The sequence below is a fragment of the Citrobacter freundii ATCC 8090 = MTCC 1658 = NBRC 12681 genome (assembly GCF_011064845.1).
Taxonomy (GTDB): Bacteria; Pseudomonadota; Gammaproteobacteria; order Enterobacterales; family Enterobacteriaceae; genus Citrobacter; species Citrobacter freundii.
Map to the genome: position 1 here is coordinate 560,704 of NZ_CP049015.1, position 12,837 is coordinate 573,540.

The 12,837-nt window shown below is 52.5% G+C and carries 15 protein-coding genes; 6 read left to right on the forward strand and 9 right to left on the reverse strand.

Annotated elements, in window-relative coordinates; translation table 11 throughout:
- Positions 1-101 precede the first annotated feature (101 nt).
- Positions 102-1,049 carry a trehalose operon repressor TreR gene (gene treR, locus G4551_RS02765; RefSeq protein ID WP_003839600.1) on the reverse strand — a complete coding sequence of 316 codons (948 nt, stop codon included), beginning with the start codon at positions 1,047-1,049 and terminating at the stop codon, positions 102-104.
- 191 nt (positions 1,050-1,240) lie between these two features.
- Between treR and mgtL the strand changes: the two genes are divergently transcribed.
- The 5 genes from mgtL to G4551_RS02785 all read left to right on the forward strand — a co-directional run bounded on the left by mgtL (position 1,241) and on the right by G4551_RS02785 (position 7,392).
- Positions 1,241-1,294, forward strand: coding sequence for a mgtA regulatory leader peptide MgtL (gene mgtL, locus G4551_RS24020; protein ID WP_191229402.1), 54 nt, complete (start codon positions 1,241-1,243; stop codon positions 1,292-1,294).
- A gap of 144 nt (positions 1,295-1,438) precedes the next feature.
- Entirely contained in the window at positions 1,439-4,147 is a 2,709-nt protein-coding gene (mgtA, locus tag G4551_RS02770) for a magnesium-translocating P-type ATPase (RefSeq protein WP_003839602.1), read from the forward strand.
- A gap of 378 nt (positions 4,148-4,525) precedes the next feature.
- The gene (locus G4551_RS02775) at positions 4,526-5,503 is read left to right on the forward strand and encodes a TRAP transporter substrate-binding protein (protein WP_003839604.1); all 978 of its coding nucleotides are present in this window, start codon (positions 4,526-4,528) and stop codon (positions 5,501-5,503) included.
- A 62-nt stretch (positions 5,504-5,565) separates the two neighbouring features.
- On the forward strand, positions 5,566-6,075 hold the full coding sequence (locus G4551_RS02780) for a TRAP transporter small permease (protein ID WP_003839606.1): 510 nt from the start codon (positions 5,566-5,568) through the stop codon (positions 6,073-6,075).
- A gap of 30 nt (positions 6,076-6,105) precedes the next feature.
- Positions 6,106-7,392, forward strand: a complete 1,287-nt coding sequence (locus G4551_RS02785) for a TRAP transporter large permease (RefSeq protein ID WP_003839607.1) — start codon at positions 6,106-6,108, stop codon at positions 7,390-7,392.
- Positions 7,393-7,483: 91 nt separating this feature from the next.
- On the opposite strand, the gene ridA is transcribed toward G4551_RS02785, so the two are convergent.
- The 5 genes from ridA to pyrL form a co-directional block, all read right to left on the reverse strand.
- Entirely contained in the window at positions 7,484-7,870 is a 387-nt protein-coding gene (ridA, locus tag G4551_RS02790) for a 2-iminobutanoate/2-iminopropanoate deaminase (RefSeq protein ID WP_000047544.1), read from the reverse strand.
- Between the two features lie 200 nt (positions 7,871-8,070).
- Positions 8,071-8,532, reverse strand: coding sequence for an aspartate carbamoyltransferase regulatory subunit (gene pyrI, locus G4551_RS02795; RefSeq protein ID WP_003025816.1), 462 nt, complete (start codon positions 8,530-8,532; stop codon positions 8,071-8,073).
- Between the two features lie 13 nt (positions 8,533-8,545).
- Positions 8,546-9,481 carry an aspartate carbamoyltransferase gene (gene pyrB / locus G4551_RS02800; RefSeq protein WP_003025818.1) on the reverse strand — a complete coding sequence of 312 codons (936 nt, stop codon included), beginning with the start codon at positions 9,479-9,481 and terminating at the stop codon, positions 8,546-8,548.
- 2 nt (positions 9,482-9,483) lie between these two features.
- Entirely contained in the window at positions 9,484-9,537 is a 54-nt protein-coding gene (locus tag G4551_RS24025; RefSeq protein ID WP_106875647.1) for a pyrBI operon leader peptide, read from the reverse strand.
- Entirely contained in the window at positions 9,518-9,619 is a 102-nt protein-coding gene (gene pyrL / locus G4551_RS02810) for a pyr operon leader peptide (protein WP_003025819.1), read from the reverse strand. Before pyrL ends, G4551_RS24025 begins: the two co-directional genes overlap by 20 nt.
- On the opposite strand from pyrL, the gene G4551_RS02815 reads away from it, so the two are divergent.
- Complete coding sequence (locus tag G4551_RS02815) at positions 9,599-9,721, forward strand: hypothetical protein (RefSeq protein WP_085951582.1); 123 nt, start codon at positions 9,599-9,601, stop codon at positions 9,719-9,721. The genes pyrL and G4551_RS02815 overlap by 21 nt on opposite strands.
- Here G4551_RS02815 and G4551_RS02820 read toward each other — a convergent pair.
- From G4551_RS02820 to argF, 3 genes are all read right to left on the reverse strand, one after another.
- On the reverse strand, positions 9,718-10,197 hold the full coding sequence (locus tag G4551_RS02820) for an arginine repressor (RefSeq protein WP_003839609.1): 480 nt from the start codon (positions 10,195-10,197) through the stop codon (positions 9,718-9,720). The two genes, G4551_RS02815 and G4551_RS02820, sit on opposite strands and share 4 nt — an antisense overlap.
- 144 nt (positions 10,198-10,341) lie before the next feature.
- Positions 10,342-11,745, reverse strand: a complete 1,404-nt coding sequence (locus G4551_RS02825; protein WP_003839611.1) for a YfcC family protein — start codon at positions 11,743-11,745, stop codon at positions 10,342-10,344.
- A 55-nt stretch (positions 11,746-11,800) separates the two neighbouring features.
- On the reverse strand, positions 11,801-12,805 hold the full coding sequence (gene argF, locus G4551_RS02830) for an ornithine carbamoyltransferase (RefSeq protein WP_003839613.1): 1,005 nt from the start codon (positions 12,803-12,805) through the stop codon (positions 11,801-11,803).
- Positions 12,806-12,837 lie beyond the last annotated feature (32 nt).

A 12,837-nucleotide genomic window follows, 5' to 3' on the forward strand; every position in this document is an offset into this window, starting at 1 on the left:
CTCTCGCGTTGTTGGCGCCAGAGTATATCGTCGATGAATATTTAAAAATGGGAACGTTCCCGAAACGCAGCGAAGATCACAAATTAACGCTCAGAAAGCGGTCAGGAGAGGGTGGAAGGAATAACGATTTGTCGTGGTTCGCTGCGGCCGTTGATCTGCTCGATCAGCTGCGAGGCCGCTTGTCGCCCGGCTTCGGCGTATCCTGGGTCGACGGTGATAATTTCCGGATGGAGGAATTTCATCAGCGGCGTGCTGCCCACGCTCGCCAATTGCAGGTTCTCTATTCGCTGCTCCTGTAGATATTTACTGACCCCAAGGGCGAGGGTGTCTGTCGCGCAGACTAATGCGGTGGTTTCCGGGGTGATGACACTGGCGGCCTGCTCATAGCCCTGCTTCATGGCCAGACCCGGCAGCGCGGCAACCGGATGCAGTTTGTATTTCTTACAGAATGCCAGATAAGCTTCATGGCGGCGCTTACCGGTGGTCACGTCGCTATGAGGAACGCCAAGAAAGCTAATATGGCGATGCTCGCGTTCATATAAACGCTGCATCAGGGTGCGAATGGCACCCTCATCGTCATAGCAGACCGAGGCAAAGCCTTTGGCATCGCGTGCCAGCAGCACCAGCGAATCCTGCCAGGTGGTGAGCATGGATTCAGTAATGCCGGTAAAACCAAACAGCACCACGCCGTCAATATTACGGCGTCTGAGCATGCCGAGATGTTCTTCAACCAGTTCGGGTGAGAACTGGCTTTCCATCATGATCGGATCGTAACCCTGTTCATAAAAGGCGGGCAGCATGGTCTGCACGGCGAGATTTTCCGAAAGTGAGTCCAGACGCGTGACGATAATCGCCACTACCTTGTCGCTTTGCCCACGCATGGCGCGTGCGGAGCGAGAAGGGGAAAAACCGTGCTGATTCATCACCGCTTCAACGCGCTCGCGGGTGCGTTCACTCACGCCGCTTTCATTGTTGAGCACACGGGAAACGGTTGATTTTCCCACACCGCTTAAGCGGGCGATGTCTTTAATGGTCAGCCGATTTTGCATCCTGTTTTCCCATGTTGCGTGTGAAGTTATGCCAAATAGAGAATAACTTTACTCAAGCGCAGTGCAATGGGCAAAGTCTGGTATACATTTGGTTTAGTTTCCGTGCTGTATCATACCGCCATAATTGCCACAAACCTTATGGTTTTCTGCGTATAATCCGCAGCGCAAATCTTTCACTTACCGGAGGCTATATGGATCCTGATCCCACCCCTCTCCCGAGACGGAGAAACAACCCTTTCCGGTAAGCCTGTCTTTCATTGTCTTACCGGATGCGTAAGACAGTGACGTTCTGACGTCCCTGTTACGATTTTGAGATTGCCATCAGGCAAGGCTTTGCCACGCCTGAAGGATTTACTGCGCCTGTTTATACTGGTGCAGGGGGACTGCCTATGTTCAAAAATATTACTCGCCAGCTATTTGCCCGGCTAAACCGCCATCTACCGCATCGTCTGGTGCATCGCGATCCGCTACCCAATGCGCAAACCGTTGCCAGCACGCCGATCCCACCCTCGCTGAGCGAACATTGCCTGAAAATGGCGCTGATGGACGAAGCCGCGCTGTGGAAAACGTTCGGCGCGCACCCAGAAGGGTTGAACGCCGCAGAAGTCGAGAACGCCCGCGAAATCCATGGCGAAAACCAGTTGCCGGCGCAGAAGCCGTCGCCCTGGTGGGTGCATCTGTGGGTCTGCTACCGCAACCCGTTTAATATTCTGCTGACTATCCTTGGTGCGATTTCCTATGCCACCGAGGATCTGTTCGCTGCTGGCGTCATCGCGCTGATGGTCGCCATCTCGACGCTGCTGAATTTTGTGCAGGAGGCGCGTTCCACCAAAGCGGCGGATGCGTTGAAAGCGATGGTCAGCAACACCGCCACGGTGCTGCGCGTTATCAACGAGAAAGGGGAGAACGGTTGGGTTGAACTGCCGATCGATCAGTTGGTTCCTGGCGATATTATCAAACTGGCGGCAGGGGATATGATCCCGGCCGATCTGCGCGTGGTACAGGCTCGTGACCTGTTTGTGGCTCAGGCTTCGCTGACCGGTGAATCGCTGCCGGTAGAGAAAGTTGCAACCAGCCGCGACCCGCAGCAAAGCAACCCGCTGGAATGCGATACCCTGTGCTTTATGGGCACCAATGTGGTGAGCGGCACGGCGCAGGCCATCGTGATTGCGACCGGGGCCAATACCTGGTTCGGGCAACTGGCGGGCCGCGTCAGCGAGCAGGAAAGCGAGCAGAATGCCTTCCAGAAAGGGATCAGCCGCGTCAGCATGCTGCTGATCCGCTTTATGCTGGTGATGGCGCCCATCGTGCTTATCATCAATGGCTACACCAAAGGTGACTGGTGGGAAGCGGCGCTGTTTGCGCTGTCTGTGGCGGTGGGACTGACTCCAGAAATGCTGCCGATGATCGTCACCTCGACGCTGGCGCGTGGGGCGGTGAAGCTGTCAAAACAAAAGGTTATCGTTAAACACCTCGACGCTATCCAGAACTTTGGCGCGATGGATATTCTGTGCACCGATAAAACCGGCACTCTGACACAAGATAAAATAGTGCTGGAGAATCATACTGATATATCTGGAAAGCCCAGCGAACACGTCCTGCATTCTGCGTGGCTGAACAGCCACTACCAGACCGGGCTGAAGAATCTGCTGGATACGGCAGTGCTGGAAGGCGTGGACGAAGAATCCGCCCGCCGGCTCTCTACCCGCTGGCAAAAAATCGATGAGATCCCGTTTGATTTCGAACGTCGCCGTATGTCGGTGGTGGTGGCAGAAGAAATCGATGTGCACCAGTTGGTCTGTAAAGGGGCACTACAGGAGATCCTCAGCGTGTGTACCCAGGTGCGCCACAATGGTGAGATTGTTCCGTTAGATGACAACATGCTGCGTCGGGTGAAACGCGTCACGGACACGCTGAACCGCCAGGGGCTGCGCGTGGTGGCGGTGGCGACGAAATACCTGCCAGCGCGTGAGGGGGATTACCAGCGTATTGATGAATCCGATCTGATCCTCGAAGGCTATATCGCGTTTCTCGATCCGCCGAAAGAGACCACCGCACCGGCGCTTAAAGCGCTGAAAGCCAGCGGTATTACGGTGAAAATTCTGACGGGCGATAGCGAGCTGGTGGCGGCGAAAGTGTGTCATGAAGTGGGACTGGATGCGGGCGATGTGGTTATCGGTAGCAGCATTGAGGGGTTAAGTGACGACGAGCTGGCCCAACTTGCCCAGCGCACCACGCTGTTTGCCCGCCTGACACCAATGCACAAGGAGCGTATTGTCACGCTGCTCAAGCGCGAAGGTCATGTGGTCGGCTTTATGGGGGATGGCATTAACGACGCCCCGGCGCTGCGCGCGGCGGACATTGGTATCTCCGTTGACGGCGCGGTTGATATTGCCCGTGAAGCGGCTGATATCATCCTGCTGGAAAAGAGCCTGATGGTGCTGGAAGAAGGGGTAATCGAAGGACGCCGTACCTTCTCTAACATGCTGAAGTACATCAAAATGACGGCCAGTTCTAACTTCGGTAATGTGTTTAGCGTGCTGGTGGCGAGCGCCTTCTTACCGTTCCTGCCGATGTTGCCGTTGCACTTACTGATTCAGAACCTGCTGTACGATGTATCCCAGGTGGCGATTCCGTTTGATAACGTTGATGAAGAGCAGATCAAAAAGCCGCAGCGCTGGAATCCCGCCGAGTTGGGCCGCTTTATGATCTTCTTTGGACCGATCAGCTCTATCTTTGACATTCTAACTTTCTGCCTGATGTGGTTCGTCTTCCATGCCAATACGCCTGAACATCAGACATTGTTCCAGTCTGGCTGGTTCGTGGTGGGCCTGCTGTCGCAAACGCTGATTGTGCATATGATCCGTACCCGTCGCGTGCCGTTCATCCAAAGCCGCGCCGCATGGCCGCTGATGCTGATGACGCTGGTGGTAATGGTGGTGGGCATTGCATTACCGTTCTCGCCGCTGGCCAGCTATCTGCAATTGCAGGCGCTGCCGCTGAGCTACTTCCCGTGGCTGATTGCGATTCTGGCGGGTTACATGACATTAACCCAGCTTGTGAAAGGTTTTTATAGCCGCCGCTACGGCTGGCAGTAATCCTCAACTTCTCTTCTGCAGGATGGTGTTAATACCATCCTGCATTTCTCTTTTTCATTCGAAAGATATTCTCCCGAAATATTGGTGTTTTATTTTTATTGAAATGCTAACGCGGGTTGTTAGTATCAAATCGCCTTCCTTGCGTTGTTTTTTTATCAATAAAACGATCTGTATTGCAAAAATGAAACAGTGTGCTAAAAATTTTAAGCGTCTGCTATTTTTTGTGAACGTAGTCATCGAAATAAATTGTTACACCAGTTAGTCTGCGCAGGTAACGTCGTTAAGAAAGTTTCTCGCTGCCCGTTTTTAATTCCGGCAGTCATTTGCTCTGCAAGCTATTCCTGTTAATGGATATTATGAACTTCTGGAGAAGGACAAATGAAACTGACAAAAAACCTGTTAAGTCTGTGTATTGGCGCGTCTGTATTACTGGCGAGTCATGCAACGCTGGCACAAACCTTTCGCGCCGCAGATGTGCATCCGGCTGATTACCCGAACGTTGTTGCCGTGAAACATATGGGGGAAAAACTTAGCGCCGCCACCGAAGGTCGTCTGGAGATTAAAACCTTTCCCGGTGGTGTGTTAGGCGACGAAAAACAGATGATTGAGCAGGCACAATTAGGCGCTATCGATATTATTCGTGTCTCAATGACGCCAGTCGCCGCTATTCTCCCTGAAATTAACGTGTTTACCCTGCCATATATTTTCCGTGATGAAGACCATCTGCATAAGGTTCTCGACGGCATGATTGGTCAGGAGATTGGCGACCGCCTGACGGCCAACGCCAAATCGCGGCTGGTGTTCCTCGGCTGGATGGATGCCGGAACGCGCAACCTGATCACCAAAAATCCAGTGGTGAAACCGGAAGATTTACACGGTATGAAAATCCGTGTTCAAGGGAGTCCGATAGCGCTGGATACCCTGAAGGCGATGGGCGCTAACTCCGTTGTCATGGGCGTCAGTGAAGTATTTAGCGGTATGCAGACCGGCGTTATTGATGGCACGGAAAATAACCCGCCAACGTTTGTTGCGCATAACTATTTGCCGGTCGTGAAAAACTATACCTGGAGCAAACACTTTATTATTCCTGAGCTTTTTCTGTTCTCGAAAGCCAAATGGGATAAGTTAAAAAAAGAAGACCAGGACCTCATTATTAAACTCGCCAAAGAAGCACAGGTAGAGCAACGAAAACTTTGGCAGGATTATAATGCAAAATCGCTGGAGACCATGAAAGCCAACGGCGTTCAGTTCCACGATATTGATACGGACTATTTCTATAAAGCCACGCAGTCAGTGCGGGATAATTACGGTAAAGACCACCAGGATTTGATCAAACGAATTCAGGATGTGAAGTAATTCATCAGGTGGAGGATATCAACCCTCCGCCTGAATCTTTTGATTAATTCGAGGTGATGATTATGGGTGAATGCTATTCATCGGTAATGGATTTTCTTTATCGGGTGTCAATGTGGATTGCCGGTATCGCATTATTAGTCATGGTCGCCATTATCCCCATTGGTATATTCGCGCGTTATGTTCTGAATAACGCCCTGTCATGGCCTGAACCCGTCGCTATTCTGTGTATGGTGACATTCACCTTTATTGGCGCGGCGGTGAGCTATCGTGCAGGCTCGCATATCGCGGTAAGTATGGTGATTGACCGTCTGGGTGATGCTTCCCGCCGTTATTGCTCTGTAATCGCTGACGTTATGTTAGTGGCGATAAGCCTTTTTATCCTCTGGTACGGAACCAATCTCTGTCTTGAGCTGTGGGGACAGCCCGTGGCCGAATTCCCGCTTTTAAGCGCCGGGCAAAACTACCTTCCATTGCCGATTGGCTCTGCCATAACGCTGCTGTTTATCGCAGAAAAGATTTTCCGTGGTCCACAGTACCAACGTCCCGTTGTCATGCTGGGATCGACCAGCTAGTTACCGCCCCCATTTCAGAAAGGAAAGCAGATGGATGCATTTATTCTCGTCTTTACGCTCGGCATTATGCTGGCAATTGGGGTACCGGTAGCGTACGCGGTAGGGATTAGCGCCATCATTGGCGCCTGGTACATTGATATTCCGCTGGAAGCGGTGATGATCCAACTGACCAGCGGGGTGAATAAGTTCTCCCTGCTGGCGATCCCGTTCTTTATTCTGGCCGGGGCTATTATGGCCGAAGGGGGAATTGCGCGGCGACTGGTGAACTTTGCCTATATTTTTGTTGGCTTTATTCGCGGCGGACTGTCGCTGGTAAACATTGTGGCATCAACCTTCTTTGGCGCTATTTCTGGATCGTCTGTAGCGGATACCGCATCCATTGGTTCGGTAATGATCCCGGAAATGGATAAAAAAGGTTATCCGCGCGACTTTGCCGCGGCGGTAACGGCCAGTGGTTCGGTGCAGGCGATTCTTACGCCGCCCAGCCATAACTCGGTTATTTACTCGCTGGCTACAGGCGGAACGGTGTCGATTGCCGCACTGTTTATCGCCGGGATCCTACCGGGCCTGCTGTTAAGTTTCAGTCTGATGGTAATGTGCGTGGCTTTTGCGCACAAGCGCGGTTATCCAAAAGGGGAACGCGTACCGTTTCGCCAGGCGCTGAAGATTTTCGTCGATACGCTGTGGGGCCTGATGACGGTTGTGATCATCATGGGCGGCATCCTGTCAGGTATCTTTACCGCGACGGAGTCTGCTGCGATTGCCTGCCTTTGGGCCTTCTTTGTCACCATGTTTATCTATCGTGACTATAAATGGTCTGAGCTGCCAAAGCTGATGTTCCGCACGGTGAAAACGGTCACGATCGTCATGATCCTGATAGGCTTTGCCGCTGCGTTCGGCGCCGTCATGACTTATATGCAGTTGCCGATGCGTATCACTGAAGCCTTCACCAGCATCTCGGACAACAAATACGTCATTCTGATGTGCATTAACATCATGCTGCTGCTGATCGGTACGCTGATGGATATGGCGCCGTTGATCCTGATTTTGACGCCGGTTCTGCTGCCAGTGACCAACGCGCTCGGCATTGATCCGGTCCATTTTGGCATGATCATGCTGGTGAACTTAGGGATCGGCCTTATTACGCCACCGGTAGGGTCGGTGCTGTTTGTGGCCAGTGCGGTGAGTAAGCAGAAAATAGAACAGGTGGTAAAGGCGATGCTGCCGTTCTACCTCGTGCTATTCCTGGTGCTGATGCTCGTGACATACATTCCGGCGATTTCACTGTTCCTGCCGAAATTGTTTGGCGTGATGTGATAAATGCCCGGTGGCGCTCACGCTTACCGGGCCTACAAACTACGCTTGCGTAGGCCGGATAAGGCGAAGCCGCCATCCGGCACAAGGAGACTTAGCGACGAACGGCGATCGCTTCAATCTCGATTTTCACGTCTTTCGGCAGACGGGCAACTTCTACGCAAGAACGCGCCGGGAAGGTCGCGTTGTGCTCGGTGAAGAATGCTTCGTAGGTCGCGTTTACGGTGGCGAAATCGTTCAGGTCTTTAACGAAAACGGTCGTTTTTACGATGTCGCCCACTTTCAGGCCTGCTGCTTCAACGATAGCTTTTACGTTTTCCAGCGACTGACGTGCCTGAGCGGATACGTCTTCCGCTACGGCACCGGTTTTCGGATCGACCGGGATCTGACCGGAAGTGATTACCATGCTACCCAGGTCAACGCCCTGAACGTATGGGCCGATTGCTGCTGGTGCATTTTCCGTCGCGATAGTCTTGCTCATGATTTCTCCTGAATTTACAGCGGTAGTAGAATGTTCCCGCCCATTATACACGTCATCCTTCACACTGCCTCTTCGTTGGCTACGTCCTCTTACCCTGGTCACATAGTTTACTATGCTCCCAGTGATAATCGGACTTGCCGCCTCGATGCATTGCGAATGCTTATGTGTAACGGGAGCCGGGATCTCATAACCAACCCCAATTAGTTGGCCAGCACCACATAATGCGAAAACTCTTTTTCACAGTATTTGCATTTGAGTGCGATGTCATCAGCGCGTTTTTTCACTGCAAAACTGGAAGAAACCGGCTCAGCATGACTGATGCAGTTGCTGTTCGGGCAAACCAGCACGTTATCGATACGCTCAGGCAGGCTCGGACGTGATTTACCCACCACGTCGTAATCGTCAATGCGGTTTACCGTTGCCTGCGGGGCGTACAGGGAGAGCTGGTTTACCTGCTCGTCGGTCAGGAACGTGTTTTCGATTTTAATCAGATCCTTACGACCCATCTCGCCAGACGGCAGGTTCAGACCGATGGTGATACGTTGGTCGGTTTCCGTCAGTTTGAACAGCGTCAGCAGCTTAAAACCAACCTGTGCGGGAATATGGTCAATCACGGTGCCACGTTTGATGGCTTCAACCTGCAGTTTGTTATCGTGTGTCATCTCTTTTTCTCCCTTACAGTGCCAGTTCGCTATTCAGTACCAGTGCCAGTAACGCCTGGCGGGCGAAGATGCCGTTGCCAGCCTGCTGGAAATACCAGGCGTGCGGCGTCTTATCGACGTCGGTGGTGATTTCATCGATGCGCGGCAGCGGATGCAGCACCTTCATGTTCGCTCTGGCACCGTTCAAATCGCTGGCGCGCAGGACAAACTGTGCTTTCACGTTGGCGTATTCGGACGGGTCCAGACGCTCTTTTTGTACGCGGGTCATGTAGAGGATATCGACCTCCGCCATCACCTCTTCGATAGTGCCGTGCAGGCTCCAGGCGATACCTTTTTCGTTCAACATATCCAGAATGTATTGCGGCATGGCCAGTGCGTCCGGGGCGATGAAGTAGAAACGGTTACCTTCGAACTTCGCCAGCGCCTGGGTCAGGGAGTGGACGGTACGGCCATATTTCAGGTCACCCACCATGGCGATGTGCAGATTGTCCAGGCGACCCTGCGTTTCCTGAATGGTAAACAGGTCCAGCAGCGTTTGGGTGGGATGTTGGTTGGAGCCGTCGCCTGCGTTCAGTACCGGAACGTTACCGGAGAACTCTGTAGCCAGACGTGCGGCGCCTTCCTGCGGATGACGCATGACGATGGCGTCGACATAGGTGCTGATGACGGAAATGGTATCGGCCAGGGTTTCGCCTTTTTTGCCCAGCGACGTGTTGCTGCTGTCAGAAAAACCCACCACGCTGGCGCCCAGGCGGTGCATGGAGGTTTCAAAGGATAAACGGGTGCGGGTTGACGCTTCAAAGAAGCAACTGGCGATAACCTTATGCTTTAACAGCTCCGGCTGTGGGTTAGCTTTTAATTTCGCCGCCGTCGCGAGGACCAGATTGAGGTCATCGCGGCTGAGGTCGTTTATGGAAATGATGTGTTTTTGATAGAGCGGGTTAGCCATGTTTATCTCCTGACGCCTGGGCAAAAAAAAAGCCCCTCAATTGAGGGGCTCGGAATGGGTGATCAACGGAAAGAAAAACGGCAGGCCAGCGTCCTTTTTCAGACGCGGTAAGACAAAATGTCGTACACACTGAACCATACATCCTCCCGGCAAATTGTCCGCGATTATACTCAGCTCCGTTATGGGATCAAGCGGAAAATGCACAATTTATTCACCGCAAACGGTTCTTATGAATTTTAATTCATTTTAAATAGATAGTTAATCTGCTTGTGCACCAGCCCCGTTCGCTGCACAACTCGCGGCGCAACCCAGACAATACTGCTGCCAGCGATGACACCCAGAATCTCTGGTAACGCGTGGTAATCGAGGATTCTGGCAACGGCACGGCCATAACCTGCCGCCGTGTGGATGAGGATAAATTCGCTATTGTGCTCAACGCTGACCACCATTTCAGCAATCGATCGGGCAGCATCAGGAGCGGGGCGCGACTGCGGATTTACAGAATAAATTTTTTGCCCTTTTGTATTTCTTATTTTTATAGCCCCGAGCAGTTTCAGCAGACGGGATACCGTTGACTGGCTAATTCCGGTAAAACCATGGTGTTGGAGATCGCGGCGAAGCGCTTCCTGAGAAAGGTAGCTTTTTTCGCTAATCAGGCGCTGACAAATCGCCAATTGTTTCTGCTCTTTGGTCGAGTAATCATCGAATTCCTTCATAAATACACCCTAAGTTTATCATTTGTATCAATGTGATGGCGGAATTCACCACATTTGCAGTATCAATAACGGCTCAAACGGGCGGTTGCGCAGAAAAACGAGAGTGCGCTCAAAAAAGCCGTCGGGATCCGACGGCTAAAAGGGCTACAACATCGCGCCGATACTCAGGACGGCCATGTTCAGTAACGTCAAAATGAGCAGGAGCGGGGCGACCCATTTCAGGTAGCGCACGTAAGGAACACGGGCGATGGCTAACCCACCCATCACGACGGCAGAGGTGGGTGTAATCAGATTCACAATGCCGGAAGCGGATTGATACGCGGTGACGACCAGATCCCTCTGTACATGCGCGAAGTCGGCTAGCGGGGCCATAATGGGCATCGTGAGCACCGCCAGGCCAGACGAGGAAGGGACCAGGAAGGAGAGCAATACTTCCAGCCAGTAGGTTACATTGATGAAAATGGTGGTGGACAGACCTGAGACTAAATTTTCGGCGCTGTGCAAAATAGTGTGGGTGATCATGCCGTTGTCCATCACCACGACGATACCGCGTGCAATGCCGATAATCAGCGCCACGCCAAGCAGATCCCGCGCACCGTCAATGAAGGTACTGGTGAAGGCTTCTTCACTCATGCGGGCAATCACGCCGACGATAATGGCAGAACCCAGAAAGACTGCGGATATTTCTGCCATCCACCATCCGAGTACCGCGACGCCATAAATCATTACCGCAAAGGCGGCGGCGAATATCAGCAGGATCCACTTACGCGTGGCTGTGAATTCAAGATTGGTATTGCCGCGATTGCCGAGAAAATGCGCACGGTTTTCCTCCATTTTATCCGCCACAATCGACAACTCCGGGTGATTGCGGACTTTGCGCGCATAACGCATGACCCACACCACACAGATAACATAGCCGACGACCAGCAGCAGAATGCGCATCAGCATTCCCTGGGTGAAGGGGATCCCGGCGGCGTTAGCCGCGATAACCGTTGCGAAAGGGTTGATTGTCGAGCCGAGTGTGCCAATGCCCGCGCCGAGCAGAACGGTGGCGGCGGCAACCAACGGATCAAAGCGTGCGGCCATCATGACCGGAACCAGCAATGTGTAGAATGGGAGTGATTCCTCCGCCATCCCGTAAATCGTACCTCCGGCGGCGAAAAGTCCCATTAGAATGGGGATCATCCACTCCTCTTTACCGTTCAACCTGACCGTCACGCGCTCGATACCTGCGTCGATGGCGCCTGTTTTGTTTACTACGCCGAGAAACCCACCAATAATCAGGACAAACAACGCCACATCAATTGCGCCTGCGGTATAGGTTTCGTGGTTGTAAAGACCGTCAATCGGGGCCAGCAGTACAGCGGTAAAACCTTGCGGGTGCGCCTCTGTGGGGGCATAAGTACCGGCAACTGGCACTTCTTTGCCCAGAGTAGCATTCATCGCCATCTGGTATTTCCCTGCCGGGACTATCCAGGTCATAACCGCGACGAGTGCAATGAGAATAAACAGGATGGTATATGCGCTGGGAAATTTGAATTTGCCCATGATGTTCTCCGGATAGCTTGGGCATATGCCGTCAGGCGACATACGCCCGCTGGGGTTAGTCGCCAAGGGTCGCTACCATTACCGCTTTAATGGTATGCATCCGGTTCTCTGCTTCGTCGAAGACGATGGAATGAGCTGACTCAAAAACCTCTTCCGTGACTTCAAGCCCTTTCAGGCCGTAGGCCATTTCGATTTCACGTCCAACCTTTGTGTGCTCGTTATGGAAGGCGGGCAGACAGTGCATAAATTTCACATTGGGGTTACCGGTTGCGTTGATGACCCGCTGGTTAATTTGATAGGGCGTCATCAGGCTAACGCGTTCTGCCCAGGCTTCTTTGGGTTCGCCCATAGAGACCCAGACATCGGTGTAGAGGAAATCGACGTCGTATACGCCTTCCTCAACATCCTCTGTGAGCGTAATGCGTGCGCCAGTCAAGCTGGCAATTTCACGGCATTCGGCAACCAGTGCCTCGTCAGGCCAGAAGGATTTAGGTGCGACCAGACGGATATCCATCCCCATTTTCGCTGCGCCAACCATCAGCGAATTACCCATGTTATTGCGGGCGTCACCGAGATAAGCGAAACTCAATTCCGGCAAGGTTTTACCCGGCGCGTGTTCCAGCATAGTCATCAGATCCGCGAGGATCTGGGTGGGGTGAAATTCATTTGTCAGTCCATTCCAAACAGGAACTCCGGCAAATTGCCCCAGTTCCTCCACAATGTCCTGGCCGTATCCGCGATATTCAATGCCGTCGTACATGCGGCCTAGCACGCGGGCAGTATCTTTCATTGATTCTTTATGGCCGATCTGCGATCCACTTGGGCCGAGATAGGTCACCTGTGCGCCTTGATCGAAAGCGCCGACTTCAAAGGCACAGCGGGTACGGGTTGAGGTTTTTTCGAAGATCAGCGCGATATTTTTACCGACCAGCGTCTGTCTTTCGCGCCCGGCCTTTTTTGCCGTTTTTAACTCGATAGCCAGATCGATCAGGTACTGGATTTCCGTAGGGGTGTAGTCCAGCAGTTTGAGAAAATTGCGATTTTTCAGGTTAACAGTCATGAAAATGTCCTTATGTTGGCCGGATAAGGCGA

Bases quoted from the DNA above. Each gene is read 5' to 3' on its own strand.
- pyrL (WP_003025819.1), bottom strand. From the start codon at position 9,619: ATGGTTCAGTGTGTACGACATTTTGTCTTACCGCGTCTGAAAAAGGAC.
- G4551_RS02780 (WP_003839606.1), top strand. From the start codon at position 5,566: ATGGGTGAATGCTATTCATCGGTAATGGATTTTCTTTATCGGGTGTCA.
- G4551_RS02785 (WP_003839607.1), top strand. From the start codon at position 6,106: ATGGATGCATTTATTCTCGTCTTTACGCTCGGCATTATGCTGGCAATT.
- treR (WP_003839600.1), bottom strand. From the start codon at position 1,049: ATGCAAAATCGGCTGACCATTAAAGACATCGCCCGCTTAAGCGGTGTG.
- mgtA (WP_003839602.1), top strand. From the start codon at position 1,439: ATGTTCAAAAATATTACTCGCCAGCTATTTGCCCGGCTAAACCGCCAT.
- pyrI (WP_003025816.1), bottom strand. From the start codon at position 8,532: ATGACACACGATAACAAACTGCAGGTTGAAGCCATCAAACGTGGCACC.
- G4551_RS02775 (WP_003839604.1), top strand. From the start codon at position 4,526: ATGAAACTGACAAAAAACCTGTTAAGTCTGTGTATTGGCGCGTCTGTA.
- G4551_RS02825 (WP_003839611.1), bottom strand. From the start codon at position 11,745: ATGGGCAAATTCAAATTTCCCAGCGCATATACCATCCTGTTTATTCTC.
- argF (WP_003839613.1), bottom strand. From the start codon at position 12,805: ATGACTGTTAACCTGAAAAATCGCAATTTTCTCAAACTGCTGGACTAC.
- pyrB (WP_003025818.1), bottom strand. From the start codon at position 9,481: ATGGCTAACCCGCTCTATCAAAAACACATCATTTCCATAAACGACCTC.
- G4551_RS02815 (WP_085951582.1), top strand. From the start codon at position 9,599: ATGTCGTACACACTGAACCATACATCCTCCCGGCAAATTGTCCGCGAT.
- G4551_RS02820 (WP_003839609.1), bottom strand. From the start codon at position 10,197: ATGAAGGAATTCGATGATTACTCGACCAAAGAGCAGAAACAATTGGCG.
- ridA (WP_000047544.1), bottom strand. From the start codon at position 7,870: ATGAGCAAGACTATCGCGACGGAAAATGCACCAGCAGCAATCGGCCCA.